This window comes from Aeribacillus sp. FSL K6-2833 (assembly GCF_037965815.1).
Taxonomy (GTDB): Bacteria; Bacillota; Bacilli; order Bacillales; family Aeribacillaceae; genus Aeribacillus; species Aeribacillus composti.
In genome coordinates, this window is sequence record NZ_CP150189.1 from 110,590 (window position 1) to 128,381 (window position 17,792).

General features: G+C 39.4%; 15 protein-coding genes. 13 read left to right on the forward strand and 2 right to left on the reverse strand.

Annotation, left to right across the window (positions count from 1 at the left end):
- Positions 1–18 precede the first annotated feature (18 nt).
- Positions 19–1,410, reverse strand: a complete 1,392-nt coding sequence (locus NSQ94_RS00590; RefSeq protein WP_066247889.1) for a G5 domain-containing protein — start codon at positions 1,408–1,410, stop codon at positions 19–21.
- Positions 1,411–2,086: 676 nt separating this feature from the next.
- On the opposite strand from NSQ94_RS00590, the gene NSQ94_RS00595 reads away from it, so the two are divergent.
- Both NSQ94_RS00595 and NSQ94_RS00600 read left to right on the forward strand, forming a co-directional pair.
- On the forward strand, positions 2,087–2,554 hold the full coding sequence (locus tag NSQ94_RS00595; RefSeq protein WP_066247891.1) for a prepilin-type N-terminal cleavage/methylation domain-containing protein: 468 nt from the start codon (positions 2,087–2,089) through the stop codon (positions 2,552–2,554).
- Positions 2,547–3,050, forward strand: coding sequence for a hypothetical protein (locus tag NSQ94_RS00600; RefSeq protein WP_339229885.1), 504 nt, complete (start codon positions 2,547–2,549; stop codon positions 3,048–3,050). Before NSQ94_RS00595 ends, NSQ94_RS00600 begins: the two co-directional genes overlap by 8 nt.
- Before the next feature lie 140 nt (positions 3,051–3,190).
- Here the strand turns inward: NSQ94_RS00600 and NSQ94_RS00605 are convergent, their stop codons facing one another.
- Positions 3,191–4,420 (reverse strand): IS110 family transposase, encoded by a 1,230-nt coding sequence (locus NSQ94_RS00605; protein WP_027725928.1) that lies wholly within the window; start codon positions 4,418–4,420, stop codon positions 3,191–3,193.
- A gap of 433 nt (positions 4,421–4,853) precedes the next feature.
- On the opposite strand from NSQ94_RS00605, the gene NSQ94_RS00610 reads away from it, so the two are divergent.
- From NSQ94_RS00610 to ispF, 11 genes are all read left to right on the forward strand, one after another.
- Positions 4,854–6,608 carry a hypothetical protein gene (locus tag NSQ94_RS00610; RefSeq protein WP_339229887.1) on the forward strand — a complete coding sequence of 585 codons (1,755 nt, stop codon included), beginning with the start codon at positions 4,854–4,856 and terminating at the stop codon, positions 6,606–6,608.
- Between the two features lie 794 nt (positions 6,609–7,402).
- Complete coding sequence (locus NSQ94_RS00615) at positions 7,403–8,083, forward strand: MgtC/SapB family protein (protein WP_339229889.1); 681 nt, start codon at positions 7,403–7,405, stop codon at positions 8,081–8,083.
- 241 nt (positions 8,084–8,324) lie between these two features.
- Positions 8,325–8,786 (forward strand): CtsR family transcriptional regulator, encoded by a 462-nt coding sequence (locus NSQ94_RS00620; RefSeq protein WP_063387474.1) that lies wholly within the window; start codon positions 8,325–8,327, stop codon positions 8,784–8,786.
- Positions 8,787–8,800: 14 nt separating this feature from the next.
- On the forward strand, positions 8,801–9,349 hold the full coding sequence (locus NSQ94_RS00625) for a UvrB/UvrC motif-containing protein (RefSeq protein ID WP_063387128.1): 549 nt from the start codon (positions 8,801–8,803) through the stop codon (positions 9,347–9,349).
- Between the two features lies 1 nt (position 9,350).
- A complete protein-coding gene (locus tag NSQ94_RS00630) occupies positions 9,351–10,439 on the forward strand; it encodes a protein arginine kinase (RefSeq protein WP_339229891.1) in 1,089 nt (362 codons plus the stop codon).
- The gene (clpC, locus tag NSQ94_RS00635) at positions 10,436–12,871 is read left to right on the forward strand and encodes an ATP-dependent protease ATP-binding subunit ClpC (protein WP_063387130.1); all 2,436 of its coding nucleotides are present in this window, start codon (positions 10,436–10,438) and stop codon (positions 12,869–12,871) included. The genes NSQ94_RS00630 and clpC overlap by 4 nt, the downstream gene beginning before the upstream one ends.
- 83 nt (positions 12,872–12,954) lie before the next feature.
- Entirely contained in the window at positions 12,955–14,331 is a 1,377-nt protein-coding gene (radA, locus tag NSQ94_RS00640; RefSeq protein WP_066247898.1) for a DNA repair protein RadA, read from the forward strand.
- A gap of 3 nt (positions 14,332–14,334) precedes the next feature.
- Positions 14,335–15,396 carry a DNA integrity scanning diadenylate cyclase DisA gene (gene disA / locus NSQ94_RS00645; RefSeq protein ID WP_066247900.1) on the forward strand — a complete coding sequence of 354 codons (1,062 nt, stop codon included), beginning with the start codon at positions 14,335–14,337 and terminating at the stop codon, positions 15,394–15,396.
- Positions 15,397–15,495: 99 nt separating this feature from the next.
- A complete protein-coding gene (locus tag NSQ94_RS00650) occupies positions 15,496–16,590 on the forward strand; it encodes a PIN/TRAM domain-containing protein (protein ID WP_063387133.1) in 1,095 nt (364 codons plus the stop codon).
- 15 nt (positions 16,591–16,605) lie between these two features.
- On the forward strand, positions 16,606–17,298 hold the full coding sequence (gene ispD, locus NSQ94_RS00655; RefSeq protein ID WP_063387134.1) for a 2-C-methyl-D-erythritol 4-phosphate cytidylyltransferase: 693 nt from the start codon (positions 16,606–16,608) through the stop codon (positions 17,296–17,298).
- Positions 17,295–17,774, forward strand: coding sequence for a 2-C-methyl-D-erythritol 2,4-cyclodiphosphate synthase (gene ispF / locus NSQ94_RS00660; RefSeq protein ID WP_063387135.1), 480 nt, complete (start codon positions 17,295–17,297; stop codon positions 17,772–17,774). Before ispD ends, ispF begins: the two co-directional genes overlap by 4 nt.
- Positions 17,775–17,792: the final 18 nt, after the last annotated feature.

Sequence of the window (17,792 nt, forward strand, 5' to 3'; positions counted from 1 at the left end):
TCTCTAACGGCGTTGCCTTTATTTCACATATTCCGGCTCTTCCTCCACACTTTCCTCCATTAATTGCTTTTCGTATTCCTCTTCGCTTTGAAAACGGTCTTGCCCCATGCTTTCAGTCCCGTCGGTACCATTGTCCGTATTTATATCCTTTTGCTTCGTTTGGTCCGTATTTGTTGAATGATCAGCATTTGCATTACTAGGATCCGCTTGGCTACTATTCGTATTTGTATCGTCCGAATTCGTTTGGTCATTTTCGTTATTCGCATTATTATTTTGATTTTCAGAAGAAGGTAATGCTAATAAAATGATTTCAGGTACAGGCAAGTAAAAGTCAGTGCTAATCAACTCACGGGAAAGCTCCGCGCCGTTTTCGGCTACTGACACTCGGTATACTTCCACTCGCTGACCATTTACACCGTTTTGTATAACGCGCTTGCAGCATGGCTGTAAATCCTTTTTATAACGATAGATGGTGCGATAATGAATATCTTCTTTATTTTCAATTTTGTATTGATATTTTGTTTTTTGAGGTGCGGACAAGATCGCCATTTTCAATTTTGATCCGTTTTTTTCAGCTTGAATTGTGTATATATAAGGTCCAGGATTTGAAACGACGAAATCTTTATCATCTGTTTGACTGACTTTTGCTTCAATCCCTGCTTTTGAATAGGCCGGAATTACTCGCTGCGAATGGCGCTCAATAATCTCTACATTTGTTTGCAGGAGCAAAGAATACAGCATAGAAACGACGAAATTTCCATCATCCTCCCTAAAATAACTCACCTCATTTGCCACTTGTTGCAAAAACGAAAATGAATTTCCAGGTGTTATCTTTTTTCCATTTAATTCTTCTACTAACTCATCTAAAAAGATATAGTCTTTCGGAATATTCCAGCTTGCTTCAGCAATTACATCATTTTGTTCGTTTGCATCTGTTAAAACCGCTTGAATGTTATGTTCTCCTAAATAAGAGGCCGTTGTTTCAATGTTGTCTATCGTTTTGACTTTATCAATATGGTTCGGCCATTCTGAAAGTTCTTCATCCGTTATATTCACTTTTACAACCAACGGCAGATCAACTGATTTTTTTTTAATAAAGAAGGCATACCACGGTGTTTTTGTTTTTTCGAGCAATTGATCCATCGTTTGATTCAGGTCATACTGAATATCTTCAGATGGAATGGTTAATATTTCCGTGGGTGATTCAATCGTCATATCACTTTGATTTTTCCACTCATTGATCTTATCTGATAAAATGTCTTTAGCTTCATCAACAGTCATTCCACCGACATCAATTCCTCCGACTGTAGAACCATCAGGAATTGTAAAGGCAGCGTTTGCGATATGGGGAGTTCCGAAACTAATGGTCGCAGCTGATATAGCGATTATGAAAGAAAAAAACAAAGCCATTAACCTTTTCATCCTGCTCATAAAGAACCTGCCTTTCTATGTATCATTTGTCTGATCAAGTTTAGAAGACTGAAACCGGCAAATAAATATATATTACTAAGGTTGACTTTTCATTTCAATGCCAATATTCGGGATCTTTTAGAAGCGCGGTTGATTGCGCAAGGCTCCAGTTCCTTAGAGCTTGTTTCTTCATCGTATGAGTAAAAGAAGAAGTACAATTGATTTGTCTAATTCAGCCTGTAAAAATATAAAATTTTACAAAATAGGTAAAAAATACAGCTTTATTTAGTTAAAAAGACCTATTTTGGAGCAAAATGAAAGCAACGAAGTTGAAATATTTTGTATAATAATAGCAAAATTACAGCAATTCATCCACAATAAAATGTAAAAATTTGAATAAATAGTAAAAATATTGTTTTCTTTTAGTCTAAAAGCCTTTATTTTGAAGTAAAATAAAAGTAATAAATAATGTATTTTTGTATAATCATAGCAAATTTTGGAGAGAAAAATTTTTACGGATTTAGTAAAAATGTTCCATATACTTACATTCTATTATTATGATTCGTTTAAGACAATGGTTTTTTAGTCAAAAAGTCCAATTTCAGAGGATATAGTTCCAATTCACTACAGCCATTGCGACTATTACTTAATATTTAAAAAAATGGGTGAATATTCTATGAAAATGAAGATTGTGAAGAAAATGGACGGGTTTACACTTGTGGAGATACTAATTTCTCTCGTCATTCTTTCCATCATTATTTTGGCATTTCTTAATCTTTTTGTTTTTACAAATAAAACAACTGTAGTAAACAATGATCAATTAGTGGCAATTCATCTGGCGAAATCAACAATGGAAAGAATTAAGATGAATCCTTTTTCTTATATTGATGAACCAGATAATGATCGCTTTAATCAGCCGCAAGTTTATACTTCTGACAGCTGCTCGAACCGTCCAGATCCCGATGAATGTGAACTTTTGTTTTCTCCACTTATAAATAATAAAACGTATGCAGTTCAAGTAACGGTCAGTCAAACTGCTAATGAAAAAGCGATTCGATTAATGAATGTACTTGTTGAAGTGAATTTACAAAATTCAAAAACACCCATTACTTCAAAGATTGAAGGGTATGTGAGCTATGAGTAAAAAAATCATATCCTCTAGTAAAGGAATTACGTTAGTAGAAGTTCTTTCAGTGGTTTTATTGGGTTCTGTTATCGGACTGATCGCTTACTCTGTTCTTTTTAGCGGATTAAAAACATATGACCGTGCTATGGAAGAAGCAGCATTGCGCGATGAAGCAGATTATATACTCGCCCATTTAATTGATGAGCTGTTTGTGTTAAAGGTTAGTGAGATTAAGGAGCGGAAATTGCCGGATCCAAGCGGGAATTACTTTTTGATCAAAAATGACGGCAGCAAAATTGGTTTTGATCATGAACATTCACGTGTAGTGATTAATAACAAAGAATTGTCGTTAACAAACGGAAATATCGTGCTTTCTCGCGAATCAAAATTGATAGAAACTGAACGAGAAGATGTGTTTGAAATTTTGTTAGTTTTACAATCTGCTAAAACACAGCAAACAATGAAACTGAAAAGTATTGTGAGCATTATTAATGATCGAAAAGTCCTGCGGTAATATGTCAAGGTGAAAAATCATAGAAATTGGAAATTCCCTTGTCCGATGATCCGAAAAAAGGCAATACTGAAGAAACCCAGTATTGGTACATGTAATAAACTGGGTCTAAAGGTTGATATTGGTATACCAGATCGATCCTCTTATCGATCTTCCCCCTTTCTTGGCGTGTAGATTTGACCGTTGCGTAGCAGCGCATCGATCACACGCACGAGTTTTCTAGCGGTGAGGACGAGGGCTCGTTTATGTTGGTGTTTGGGCACTTCCTCATACTTCTTCCGGTAGTACGCACGAAACGTCGCATCATGCCGTTGCACCGAGTTGGCAGCCTCCACTAGGTAGTAACGGAGATAGCGATTGCCGGAACGAATGAGGGAGGTGTCCTCGGCTTGAAAACGGCCCGATTGGTGCTTGGACCATGTCAAGCCGGCATATTTTGCCAAGGCGGCCTGGTTGTGAAACCGCTCGATTTGCCCGATTTCGGCCAGGATGCCTGCGGTATAAACCGGTCCGATGCCTGGGATGGTTTGCAGTGTGTTCGGAATGCCTTCAAGATGGCGGGTAATGGCTTTATCGAGCTCTTTGAGCTGCGATTGCAGGCTGCGGATTGATTGAATCGACAGCCCTAACAGCAAGTCGATGGAATCCTCGACACACTTGGACAACCGATACGACGAACGGGCCGCCTTTTGAATCGACTTGGCGATGCATTCCGGATCGGCAAAGCGATTGCGCCCTTTTTGGCGCAGGAAGTCGGCCAACTGCTTGACATCCATTTGGCAGATGTCATCGAGGCTCCACGACTCAAGCAGCAGTTCGAGAATGGCATGTCCGAAGATCGAACTGTCCACCTCTTGGGTAAAGGAACTGCATTTGTAAAACAAGTGCTGGAGAAAATACTGTTTCTCACGGGTTAACTGGTGGACGAGATGATATCGCATGCGTGTCAGTCGCTGAAGCGCGAGAAACTGCTCCTTGAGGACAGCCGTCATCTTCAGACGGCCGAAGCGAAGCCGATCCGCAATGATCCAAGCATCGATGTCATCCGTTTTCTCCAAGTCGACATAGGCTTCTTTAAACTTGCGAATGAGCTTTGGATTGATCGTAAACACCTTGACGTTCCAAGCCTGCAAGGCCTCCTGCTGGTGGAAAAACATAGCTGGATGCCAACTGTAGACCGAGGTGGCTTCCATCCCGATCAGAATTTCGGTTGGCTTTCGCTTGTTAGCCCACAGGAGGATTTGATCCCGAAGGAAGGTGGCGCCCAGAAGATGATTATCCACTTTGAAGCGTGCGCACGTATTTCCTTCATGATCCATAATGCAGGTGGCTAAGTCGCGTGAGCTCACGTCGATCCCGACGTAGAGTTTCATGAGATCACCTCCTATTGTTGTAGGATCGAGGGGTAGGACTCTTCGGGATGCCCCCGGATCGCGCCTGTTGACCAGTCACCCTCGCATATGAGAACTCACGTTGGACCATGGGCTGCCCTGGAAGCTGCTCCTTCCAGCATGGGGAAAACCAACGGGAACAGCCTGCGGGTTAGACGTCCAAACAGGGGCCGAGGAGACAGACTTTACAAGTAGTCAAAGCTACAGGAGTGAGAAGAGTATCCCCGATGATCCTAAGACCATTATCCAGGAACATTGCGAAAAGTCCAACCCCGGTACGCTCAACCCTTTGTGGGAGGGGCGCGCCCCTCCCACAAAGGCAACCACCCAAGATATGCGATTGTCAAGGAGCGTATCGGACTGGAAATTCGATAAAAAAACTTTCTGAAACTTAGTATACGAGGAGTGCAAAATAATGAAAATCTTAATGAATGAGAAAGGATACTCCTTGATCTTAACCATGTTGATCTTTTTACTATTTACAGTCTTGTCTGTTTCCGTTTTGACAGTTGCTTTATCTGGAGTGAAAAGAAATCAAACAAGCGAGGATTATGTTCAAGCTCGTGAATTAGCCAATAAAGGAATTGAACATATTACGAATCAGATTCAAAGCGATTTGAAAAATGAACTAGGAGAAGAAGGAATCACCCGCAGCGAGTTTATAACGAAATTAAATACGATTTTAAATCGCTATAAAGACGTGATAAATAGTGTTCACAATACTGGCGCAACTGGTGAATATCGAGTATATATACGAAATATAGAAAATGTAATAGAAAATGGTGAAGAAAACCCGCTAAAGAAGAAGATAACCTTTTTAAGCAGAGGATTTGTTGATGGCAAGGAAAAAACGGTTATTTCAGAAGTTGAAATTGGTGCACAATCTGTTTTGGAGACATTACATTATGCGCTCGGTGCCAACAAATTATGTAAAACTCCAAATGCCTGTATACCTGGTGAAGGAAATATGTTTTTGCACGGCGGAGTTTCGATCACAGGGGATATGAAGGTAGACGGGAATTTAATCATAACAAACCGAGGATATGCATATTTAAGTGGTGAGAAATGGATTGCGTCCGTTTACCCGAGCATTTTACCAACACAAGGAAAAGCAAACGCAAACTTACTACTTGGTGGAAATATTTTTACCTTTAATCATACCCCTCCATATGAACAACATATTACAACTTCTAATTTTGGAAGTTCTTATACAAAGCTAACAGATCGTATTGATGATGCTTTTTACAATCGGCAAGCCCCGGTTATTGTAAAAAGGCAGCCGATCCGTGATGACATTCAAATTCCTGCACAAAAATCGGTTTTTTATTATAAACATAATTCTCCCGGTGTAACGATCATAAAAGCTAATAATAGAATAATCTCAAACCAAAATCGCCCTAATGACAAAGTTTATGCGAGTCATGATGAATGTATTTTATGGTGTAATGAGAAATACGATGGAAATTACACATTTACTGGGAATAATCTTTTTAAAAGCTTTGCCACTGCAGGTTCATTAACAATTCGCAATTCAAATAATCAATTCAGACAGACCACCTTTAAGGAGGGGGCCTATATAGAGAAAGATTTAACAATTGGCAACGGGTCTGATTCGTACAACCCAAATAATTATGACAAAATTCGGGTGGACGGCCCCATATTTGTGAACGGTGATCTGACGATTAGAGGGGCTGATGCGGAATTTAATTCTATTATGTATGTAATGGGGGATGTGACGATTGAATATTCGCGCATCAATGGATTAGGCCAAAACGGTTCGTTAATTATTTTTGCAAATGGAAATATAAACATTAGAAATAATAGCGTTAACCAGGATGAACCTAGTAATATTAAAGGGTTTTTCTATTCAGAACAAGCATTAGAAATGTTTGGAGTTGGTTCAAATATTCGTATAGAAGGAGGAATATCAGCGAGGCGCATTGTTTTAAATGCGATAAGGGGACGGGCCAGCAATCAAAATTTTAGTGGGGCGCAAAAAATTACGAATAACGATTATTTTGAAGGTGCACAAAACCAAATAGGCAAGCCTTCTAGGCTGCAAATTATTTATGATCCGGAAATTATCAATACGTATGCAGATATAAAGTCTAGAGAGCCCGTTATTAAAAACTTGGATCCGCCTAAAATTATTAATCGTGACATAGAATAAATACCTTTCATCTTATTTTTTTGCCGATATGACCACCGCCTCTCGTGTATAGCGAAGGCGGTGGAGGAATCGGCTTCTTTTTTAGCTTTGATGTTTTTCCGTTGCAATACTTTCCGTTATGATCATAAAATGAAAAATTAAGAAAAAAAGCCAATTTTTCGAGAAAATTGTCGAAAGCCGAAATGGATATTTTTGCTGTTACAAAAACATCTTTAATTGATTTGAATGATGCAAACCGTTTTAATTAATCTGATAAAAGTGATGGAGGCGAGATTTGCTTATCCATGTAAAAAAGTATGGACGAAACGATTATTCGCTGCAATGCGGTTTGGGGAGCTCAAGCCTCTTTTATCCTCTTGTAAATGGAAATTTACAACAAACAGACAAAACAGCTTAAAACAGAACGAACAAAAACGACAAATTTACGAACAACTAAGAGCTCGCTTCTTCTGAAGATCCTCCGCATCTATTGCAATCAAGCTCGCTTTCTTTAAAACCTTCAATCGGAGTATAATTAATTGATCGCTACTTCAGAAGCATAAACTGTTCCATTCTTGAAGCATATGAGCAGTGAAAGCTTCGTTTGATTTTAAAGCCAGCTCTAAAAGTGCTTTTTTGTTTCATATCATTCTTAGTCTCATACTCAAGAACAATTGAATATTGAGCACTGTTCATCGCATATAATGGGAAAGTATAATACTGTATCATTTCAAAATTCATATATGGTCAGAACAACAAAAGTCATTATTCATATATGGCCAAATCAGAAAAAGTCATTTGGATGGTGAGGAGGAATGATAATGCCTGAGGAATGGAAAATTATGTTGATTCGCATTGTTTTAGCAGTCATTTTAAGTGGATTTATTGGCCTTGAACGAGAATTTAAACGGCATCCAGCAGGCTTTCGCACTCATTTGTTAGTTGGTGTCGGCTCCTGCATGATGATGCTGCTGTCTCTTTATGGCTTTGAAGAATATATGGATCGTTATGAAAATATTCGTTTTGACCCAGCAAGAATTCCTTCTTATGTCATTAGCGGCATTGGTTTTTTAGGTGCTGGAACGATATTAGTGAGAGGAGTTACGGTAAGAGGATTAACGACGGCAGCCTCGATTTGGGTTGTTGCAGGACTTGGCCTTGTTGTTGGGGCAGGAATGTATCCGCTGGCGATTTTTTCTACCTTGATTGTATTGTTGAGTTTGATCTTTCTCAATAAGGTGGAGGCTTTTTTTGCTGAGAAGTCAAGCAAAAAATGGATACAAGTTAATCTTCCAGAAGATGATTTGGTGGAATTTACTCGGAAACTTGAACAATTAAATATTTCTGTTTATAAAATTCATTTTACATTGTCAAAGCCAAAAGAAAGTAAACATGCGAAGCGTTCATATTTACTTGAAATTGGCCTTCCAAAAGATGAAATGCCTGAAATCATAAACGAATTATTGAAATTTCAAGAAGTTAAAAAAGTTTTTTAAAGAGCGGGTTTTTTCCATATTGTAAATGGCAATATTATTAGTGAGCTTTTTTGTTGAAATGACACAAAAAAAAATTTATATTATAATTAAGGTCAAATATAGTCAAAGTCAAGTGACTAGTTGTTATCGTTTAGGAAATAAGCATTACGTAAACATCTTGCCTCCTATCCCTCAAGGATATTGCACATTTCTTGAGCGTTTTGCAATTCCAATCAAAAAGTTGAAGGAGGTGTTTTTCGAGGTGCGGAATATATCTGATATTATCGAGCAATATTTAAAGCATGTATTAGATTCTAGCGGAAAAGAAATTGTTGAAATTAAAAGAAGTGAAATTGCGGATAAATTTCAATGTGTTCCATCGCAAATCAATTACGTGATCAACACTCGTTTTACAATTGAACGGGGTTACATTGTCGAAAGCAAAAGGGGTGGAGGCGGTTATATCCGAATTATGAAAATTCGAATCAATGACCGTATCCAGCTGATCAATCAAATTTTAAATGCCATTGGTAAAAGGCTGTCACAATCGTCGGCGGAGGATATTATTTTGAGATTGGCTGATGAAGAGGTTATTTCAGAAAGAGAAGCGAAAATTATGTTGAGCGTAATTGATCGGTCTGTTTTATATATTGATTTGCCTGATCGAGACGAATTGAGGGCAAGGATGATGAAGGCGATGCTCACCTCGTTAAAATACAAGTGAGGATGTGATGGACGATGATTTGTCAAGAATGTCATGAAAGGCCCGCTACTTTCCACTTTACAAAAATTATCAACGGCGAAAAGACTGAAGTGCATATATGTGAAAAATGTGCACAGGAAAAAAGTGATGTATTCATATTCAATATGAATCCAGGCTTTTCTATAAACAACTTATTGTCCGGATTATTAAATATGGACAGCGCCATTAGCAGCCAAGGGCAAAATGTTTTCAAGAAAAATCAGGTCATTCAATGTGAGAAATGTAATATGACGTTTGATCAATTTACGAAAATTGGTAAATTCGGGTGCTCCCATTGTTACAAAACGTTTTATCACCAAATTACCCCGATTTTAAAACGTGTTCATGGCGGGAATACAACTCACGGCGGTAAAGTGCCGAAACGGACCGGTGGAAGTATTCATTTGAAAAAGCGCCTGAAAATGCTTAAACAGGAACTGCAAGAATTAATTGCGAAAGAGGAATTCGAAAGAGCAGCTCAAGTTCGGGATGAAATTCGGTCCATTGAAGCGAAGATAAATGGACGGAACGAAAGGGGAGTATGACATGTCCTTTCAAAAATTTATTCGTTCAGCCATGAGCCCTTGGATGAATCAAGAAGGACCTGATTCCGATATTGTGCTGAGCAGCCGAGTCAGATTGGCGCGAAATATAGAAAATATCAGCTTTCCTACCATTATGTCGAATGAAGAAGCCTTGGCTGTTTTAAATACATTTGAAGAATCATTTTCACAAAGAGTGTTTGACGGTTTAGGAACATTCGTGCTGCTGAAAATGAATGAACTTCAGCCTATTCAAAAACGCGTACTTGTAGAGAAGCATTTGATTAGTCCTTATTTAATGGAAGAATCAGCACTTGGAGGGTGCCTTTTATCTGAAAACGAAGAAGTGAGCATCATGATAAACGAGGAGGATCATATTAGAATTCAATGTTTGTTCCCGGGCCTTCAGCTCAAAGAAGCGTTGAAAATGGCAATGAATCTTGACGATTGGATTGAGGAAAAAGTAGATTATGCATTTGATGAACATAGGGGCTACTTAACTAGCTGTCCAACAAATGTCGGTACCGGCTTGCGGGCTTCCGTGATGATGCACCTTCCAGGACTTGTCTTAACACAGCAGATTAACCAAATTATACCTGCTATCAATCAATTAGGATTGGTTGTGAGAGGTCGGTACGGAGAAGGAAGTGAAGCGATAGGTAATATATTCCAAATTTCGAACCAAATTACGCTAGGCAAATCAGAAGACGATATTGTCGATGATTTAATAGGGGTTGTCGGGCAATTAATTGCTCAAGAACGGGCTGCAAGAGATGCTTTATATAAAACGAATCCGCATCATCTAGAAGACCGTGTATATCGTTCCTACGGCACTCTCAAATACAGCAGGATCATTCCATCGAAAGAAGCAATTCAATGTTTATCAGATGTGCGCTTAGGAATTGACCTGGGAATTATTCGAAATGTTCCACGCAGTGTTTTAAATGAGCTTATGATTTTAATTCAGCCCGGATTTCTGCAACAATATTCAGGAGGAGTTCTACGGCCGAATGAACGGGATATTCGCAGGGCAACATTAATTCGTGAAAGGCTTCAATTAGAAAGGAAGCAAAGGGAGGATGATGAACAATGATGTTTGGGAGATTTACGGAACGGGCGCAAAAAGTGCTTGCTTTAGCGCAGGAAGAAGCTGTACGCCTCGGACATAACAATATCGGCACAGAGCACATATTGCTTGGGCTCGTGCGCGAAGGAGAAGGAATTGCCGCTAAAGCGCTTCACGCTCTAGGATTAAGTCCAGAAAAAATCCAAAATGAAGTGGAAAGCCTGATAGGACGGGGGCAAGAAATTTCGCAAACGATCCATTACACACCGAGAGCAAAGAAAGTCATTGAACTGTCAATGGATGAAGCAAGAAAATTAGGACATTCTTATGTCGGAACAGAACATATCCTATTGGGATTAATTCGAGAAGGCGAGGGAGTTGCTGCGCGTGTTTTAAACAATCTCGGAGTAAGCTTGAACAAAGCGCGTCAGCAAGTTTTACAGTTGTTAGGTAGCAATGAAGTATCCTCAAGCCACCAAGGAAGTTCGATGACAAACGCAAATACTCCGACGCTTGATAGTCTTGCGCGGGACTTAACGGCTGTTGCACGAGAGGGTGGACTTGATCCAGTCATCGGCCGAAGCAAAGAAATTCAGCGTGTCATCGAGGTTTTGAGCCGAAGAACAAAAAATAATCCTGTCTTAATAGGTGAACCTGGTGTTGGGAAAACTGCCATAGCAGAGGGACTTGCTCAGCAAATTGTGAATAATGAGGTTCCTGAAATTTTGAGAGATAAGCGCGTTATGACCCTTGATATGGGAACGGTTGTAGCTGGCACAAAATATAGAGGGGAATTTGAGGACCGCCTTAAAAAGGTAATGGATGAAATTCGCCAAGCAGGAAACATCATTTTATTTATTGACGAGCTTCATACACTGATCGGCGCAGGCGGGGCGGAAGGTGCAATTGATGCTTCCAACATTTTAAAACCTGCTTTGGCTCGGGGAGAATTGCAATGTATTGGGGCAACAACTTTGGATGAATACCGTAAATATATTGAAAAGGATGCTGCACTTGAACGGCGCTTCCAGCCAATCCAAGTCGACGAACCGTCCATTGAAGAGAGCATTCAAATTTTAAGAGGCTTAAGAGACCGATATGAAGCACACCACCGGGTATCCATTTCCGATGAGGCGATTGAAGCTGCTGTTAAACTTTCAGATCGGTATATTTCCGATCGGTTCCTGCCTGATAAAGCAATTGACTTGATTGATGAAGCAGGCTCCAAAGTCCGTCTTCGTTCATTTGCAACACCTCCGAATTTAAAGGAATTGGAGCAAAAATTAGAAGAAGTGCGAAAAGAAAAAGAAGCTGCAGTCCAAAGCCAAGAATTTGAAAAAGCAGCTTCATTAAGAGATACAGAGCAGCGGCTCAGAGAGGAATTAGAGGAAACGAAAAAATCATGGAAGGAAAAACAAGGTCAAGAAAATTCTGAAGTGACCGTAGAGGATATTGCAATGGTTGTTTCAAGCTGGACGGGAATTCCGGTTGTTAAACTTGCCCAAACAGAATCAGAGCGGCTTTTGAATCTCGAAGAAATTTTACACTCGCGCGTTATTGGTCAAGAAGAAGCTGTCACTGCAGTCGCAAAAGCTGTCAGACGGGCACGTGCAGGCTTAAAAGATCCGAAGCGTCCGATCGGTTCATTTATCTTCTTAGGACCGACAGGTGTAGGGAAAACGGAATTAGCCCGTGCATTAGCTGAAGCAATGTTTGGTGACGAAGATGCTATGATTCGAATCGATATGTCAGAATATATGGAGAAGCATTCTACGTCAAGGCTCGTTGGTTCGCCTCCTGGATATGTAGGCTATGAAGAGGGAGGACAATTGACGGAAAAAGTGCGCCGCAAGCCATACTCAGTCGTATTATTGGATGAAATTGAAAAAGCTCATCCAGATGTGTTTAACATTTTGCTGCAGGTGCTTGAAGACGGAAGACTCACAGACTCAAAAGGGCGCACCGTTGATTTTCGAAATACGATTTTAATTATGACTTCAAATGTAGGGGCAAGCGAATTAAAACGGAATAAATATGTCGGCTTTAATGTTCAAGACGAAAATGAAAATTATAAAGATATGAAAAACAAAGTGATGGATGAACTGAAAAAAGCATTTCGTCCTGAATTTTTGAACCGGATTGACGAAATTATTGTGTTCCACTCTTTAGAGAAAAAACATTTGAAAGAAATTGTTTCGCTGATGGCGGATCAGCTGACAAAACGATTAAAAGAACAGGATATAGAACTCGAATTAACGGATCGTGCAAAAGAAAAGCTGGCTGAAGAGGGCTTTGACTTAGAATATGGAGCGCGTCCGTTGCGGAGAGCGATTCAAAAATATGTCGAAGATCGCTTATCAGAGGAATTATTGAAAGGCACGATCTCGCAAGGTCAAAAAGTTGTATTGGACGTGCAAAATAATGAATTTGTCGTAAAAACTGCAGAAAAGGTTCAATAATCCAATGGGCATACTGCTTCACGTATGCCCCTCTCTTTCATTATATTGTCGTGTATCGATTGAACAAAGTGGGGAATAACCGAATGTCAAAGATCAAATCAAAATATATTTGTCAATCGTGCGGATATGAATCGCCGAAATGGATGGGAAAATGTCCAGGGTGCGGCGCATGGAATTCAATGGTTGAAGAAGTTATCAAGCCAAAGGGAAAACACCGCATTGCTTTTAGTCATTCTGAATCATCCACTGTCAGCAAACCTTCTCCAATTCATCAAATCCAAGCTGCGCAAGAACCTAGAATGCTTACAGGACTTCATGAGTTTAACCGCGTATTGGGAGGCGGAATTGTAAAAGGGTCTCTCGTTTTAATTGGAGGGGATCCTGGAATTGGAAAATCCACTCTCTTATTGCAAGTCTCCTCACAGCTGGCAGAGAGAGGGAACGATGTTTTATACATTTCGGGAGAAGAATCTTTAAAACAGACAAAACTTCGCTCCGACCGACTCGGGGTAAAAGGCGAAAGACTTTTCGTGCTTTCTGAAACGGACTTAGAAATCATCATTCAATCCATAATGGAAACTGAACCGGCTTTTGTCATCATTGATTCCATTCAAACGATTTATAACAGTGAAATTGCTTCTGCTCCTGGAAGCGTATCTCAGGTTCGAGAATGTACGGCTGAATTAATGAGATTGGCAAAGACAAAAGGAATTCCGATTTTTATTGTCGGTCATGTAACAAAAGACGGCACAATTGCAGGGCCGCGCATTTTAGAACATATGGTTGATACTGTATTGTATTTTGAAGGTGATCGACATCATACGTACCGAATTTTACGGGCAGTTAAAAACAGGTTCGGATCCACTAACGAAATAGGAATTTTTGAAATGAAGGAAGCAGGTCTTAAAGAAGTGCTCAACCCGTCAGAAGTGTTTTTAGAAGAGCGTGCAAAAGGGGCATCTGGTTCAACAGTAGTCGCTTCCATGGAAGGGACAAGACCTGTTCTAGTCGAAATACAAGCTTTAATCACCCCGACAAGCTTTGGAAACCCAAGAAGGATGGCAAATGGGATTGATCATAATCGTGTTTCTTTGTTGATGGCGGTATTGGAAAAACGTGTTGGTTTATTGCTCCAAAACCAAGATGCCTACTTAAAAGTTGCCGGCGGGGTGAAATTAGACGAGCCTTCAATTGACTTGGCAATTTGCATCAGTATAGCTTCAAGCTTTAAAGATGTTCCGACGAACATTTATGATGTTTTTGTAGGTGAGGTTGGTTTAACAGGAGAAATTAGAAGGGTTTCACGAATTGAACAGCGTGTACAAGAAGCTGCCAAACTGGGATTTAAGCGGATTTTTTTACCGAAAGCCAATCTGGGCGGTTGGAAATGGCCGGAAGATATAGAAATTGTCGGTGTGCAAAACATTTCAGAAGCGCTCGAACTTGCAATAGGGGGATAAGCTATGAAACAAGAAAAATCGCTTAAGGAAATCTTGCAATTTGTAGCCCCAGGCACACCAATCCGGGAAGGAATTGAAAACGTGCTGCGCGCAAAGACCGGGGGGCTAATTGTTGTAGGATATAACGAAAAAATCAAACAAATTGTAGACGGGGGATTTTATATCAATTGCCCTTTTTCCCCCGCCTATTTATATGAACTAGCTAAAATGGATGGAGCCATTATTTTAAGCGACTCAGGGCAAAAAATTTTATACGCAAACGCACAGCTTGTTCCGGATACGAGCATAGAGGTAAGAGAAACAGGCATGAGGCATAGAACAGCTGAACGAGTAGCAAAGCAAACAGGAAATCTCGTAATTGCTATTTCTGAAAGAAGAAATGTCGTCACATTATATTTTGGCAATTCCCGCTATGCTTTGAGGGATATCGGTGTCATTTTGACGAAGGCCAATCAAGCTTTGCGGACGTTGGAAAAGTATAAATCTGCCACTGACCAATCCATTAATAATTTAGGATCTTTAGAGTTTGAAGATTTAGTCACGATCGATGAAGTGATCCAAGTTTTACATAGAATAGAAATGGTGCTGCGAATTAAGAGTGAAATTATTAATTATATTTACGAACTCGGTACAGAAGGGCAGCTGATTCAGCTTCAGATGACCGAGCTTTTAGCAGATATTGAAAAAGAAGCGGCTCTGCTTATCAAAGATTACAGCATGGAGCGGCTGAATGATCCTATTCCTGTATTAAAGCAGCTGCAAGAATTGTCCAGCTCAGCATTATTAGATGATGCGGTTTTATTGAAGCTGCTCGGATATCCCCATTTTACCAATATGAATGAACCTGTTGTTCCTCGAGGTTACCGGTTTTTGCATAAAATACCAAAGCTTCCTTCCGTTATTATTGAAAATTTAGTGACAACCTTTGAAAATTTGAAACAAATTGCAAATGCTACCGTAGAAAAGCTTGATGAAGTGGAAGGAATAGGTGAAGTTAGGGCGAGGAAAATTAAGGAAGGATTAAGGCGCCTCCAAGATCAGTATAACATTGCAAGGGAGCTCTAACACATCCTTTACAGTAATTTATCAATATTTTTACAATCCTTGTTTTTAGATGTTTGAAAGGTTTGAAAGTGTATATAATGAAATAAAGGAGGTGGAGGTATGTTAAAACGAATTGTTCAAATATTTTTCTTTTTTGTTGGCGGAACGTTAGGTGTTTTGTTTATACCGGAATTATTATTTCTCTTAAATCTTGATGATGTTCCATTTCTGATGACACCATATACATTGGCGATATTAGGTGCAATTTTATTTTATATAACCTCCTTCTGGCTAGTGGATTATGTGGTGAATTGGATAAAATTTATAGAAGAGAAATTAGTGAAAGCTCCGGTTACGGATGTATTATTTGGCAGTTTAGGATTAATTTTTGGTCTGATTATTGCTTATTTAATTGGAATTTCATTATCTGAACTTCCATACCCAATTATCAATAACATTGTTCCGATCTTTTTAACCATAATTTTAGGATATTTAGGTTTTCAAATCGGATATAAAAAGCGCGACGAACTGTTGAACTTGTTTTCGATTACAGCAAGAATCAGCAAGAAGAAAGCCTCTCAAGAAGAAGAGGAAAATGTTGAAAAGAAAAGCTTAAAAATATTAGATACAAGTGTTATTATAGATGGCAGGATTGCAGATATTTGTCAAACAGGTTTTTTAGAAGGGACCATTATTATTCCTCAATTTGTGTTGGAGGAACTTCAGCATATAGCGGATTCTTCAGATGTGCTAAAAAGAAATCGAGGAAGAAGAGGTCTGGATATTTTAAATAAAATCCAAAAAGAGCTGGACATTAAAGTGGAAATATGGGAAGGCGACTTCGAAGATATACAAGAAGTCGACAGCAAGCTTGTAAAACTGGCAAAAATCATTCAAGGCGTTGTGGTCACAAACGATTTCAATTTAAATAAAGTATGTGAGCTCCAAAACGTCTCTGTTTTGAACATCAACGATTTAGCCAATGCGGTAAAACCGATTGTACTACCAGGGGAAGAGTTAAATGTCCAAGTAATTAAGGATGGAAAAGAGCATAACCAAGGTGTTGCTTATCTTGATGATGGCACGATGATTGTTGTCGAGGACGGAAGGGACTATATCGGGAAAAATATTGATATTCTCGTTACAAGCGTTCTTCAAACATCTGCCGGACGAATGATTTTTGCAAAGCCAAAGCTGCTGGAAAAAGCATTGTAATAAGGGAGAAAGAAGATGGAATATCGGGTTGTCATACCAGCTGCAGGGCAAGGGAAAAGAATGAGGGCAGGAAAAAATAAACAGTTTATCAAACTTAATTCTTTACCTGTGATTGTTCATACTTTAATGGTGTTTGAAAAAGATCCTCAATGCACCGAAATTGTTCTAGTCATAAACGAGAAAGAGCGTGAAGAATTTCTTTCTTTACTGAAAAAATATAAAATAAAAAAAGTGCAAAAATTAGTTCCCGGAGGACAGGAACGCCAATATAGTGTTTACAACGGGTTAAAAGCCGTTGAAGAAGATGGTATAATATTAATTCACGACGGTGCAAGGCCTTTCATTCGCAGGGAAACCATTCATCAGCTTGTTGAAAAGGCTCATTTAGAGGGCGCAGCGGTCGTAGCCGTTCCTGTAAAGGATACTGTGAAAAGAGTTCGCAATATGGAAGTCATTGATACTGTTGAACGTTCTAGCTTGTGGGCAGTTCAAACGCCACAAGCTTTTCGTCTTTCCATCGTATTAAAAGCTCATGAAGCGGCCAATAGGGATCAATTTGTAGGAACAGACGATGCAAGTCTTGTAGAAAGAATTGGCGAAAAAGTTTGTATTGTACATGGGGATTATTCAAATATAAAACTTACAACCCCTGAAGATTTGATTTTTGCCCGTGCGATTTTAGAGAGTGAAAGAGGGGAAAGGGAATGATTCGGATTGGACAAGGTTTTGATGTTCATCAGCTTGTGGAAGGAAAACCGCTTGTGATCGGTGGAGTCAACATTCCTTATGAAAAAGGATTGCTTGGACATTCTGATGCTGATGTTCTTCTTCATGCATTGACAGATGCCTGCTTGGGAGCGATTGGAGAAGGAGATATCGGCAAGCATTTTCCTGATACGGATCCTGCATATAAAGATATTGACTCGGCGAAATTGCTTCAAGAGGTATGGAACTTGGTAAAGGAGAAAGGCTATATATTAGGCAATGCGGATTGTACAATTATTGCTCAAAAACCAAAAATGGCGCCTTACATCCATCAAATGCGTACTAGAATTGCGGAGCTCTTGGAGGCTGAACTTGACCAAGTGAATGTTAAAGCAACGACGACGGAGGAGCTTGGGTTTACAGGACGCGGGGAAGGAATCGCTGCACAGTCAATCGTTTTATTGCAAAAGAAAAAGTAATCTTTGAACATCAATGGT

Bases quoted from the DNA above. Each gene is read 5' to 3' on its own strand.
- NSQ94_RS00590 (WP_066247889.1), bottom strand. From the start codon at position 1,410: ATGGCTTTGTTTTTTTCTTTCATAATCGCTATATCAGCTGCGACCATT.
- NSQ94_RS00595 (WP_066247891.1), top strand. From the start codon at position 2,087: ATGAAAATGAAGATTGTGAAGAAAATGGACGGGTTTACACTTGTGGAG.
- NSQ94_RS00600 (WP_339229885.1), top strand. From the start codon at position 2,547: ATGAGTAAAAAAATCATATCCTCTAGTAAAGGAATTACGTTAGTAGAA.
- NSQ94_RS00605 (WP_027725928.1), bottom strand. From the start codon at position 4,420: ATGAAACTCTACGTCGGGATCGACGTGAGCTCACGCGACTTAGCCACC.
- NSQ94_RS00610 (WP_339229887.1), top strand. From the start codon at position 4,854: ATGAAAATCTTAATGAATGAGAAAGGATACTCCTTGATCTTAACCATG.
- NSQ94_RS00615 (WP_339229889.1), top strand. From the start codon at position 7,403: ATGATAATGCCTGAGGAATGGAAAATTATGTTGATTCGCATTGTTTTA.
- NSQ94_RS00625 (WP_063387128.1), top strand. From the start codon at position 8,801: ATGATTTGTCAAGAATGTCATGAAAGGCCCGCTACTTTCCACTTTACA.
- NSQ94_RS00630 (WP_339229891.1), top strand. From the start codon at position 9,351: ATGTCCTTTCAAAAATTTATTCGTTCAGCCATGAGCCCTTGGATGAAT.
- clpC (WP_063387130.1), top strand. From the start codon at position 10,436: ATGATGTTTGGGAGATTTACGGAACGGGCGCAAAAAGTGCTTGCTTTA.
- radA (WP_066247898.1), top strand. From the start codon at position 12,955: ATGTCAAAGATCAAATCAAAATATATTTGTCAATCGTGCGGATATGAA.
- disA (WP_066247900.1), top strand. From the start codon at position 14,335: ATGAAACAAGAAAAATCGCTTAAGGAAATCTTGCAATTTGTAGCCCCA.
- NSQ94_RS00650 (WP_063387133.1), top strand. From the start codon at position 15,496: ATGTTAAAACGAATTGTTCAAATATTTTTCTTTTTTGTTGGCGGAACG.
- ispD (WP_063387134.1), top strand. From the start codon at position 16,606: ATGGAATATCGGGTTGTCATACCAGCTGCAGGGCAAGGGAAAAGAATG.
- ispF (WP_063387135.1), top strand. From the start codon at position 17,295: ATGATTCGGATTGGACAAGGTTTTGATGTTCATCAGCTTGTGGAAGGA.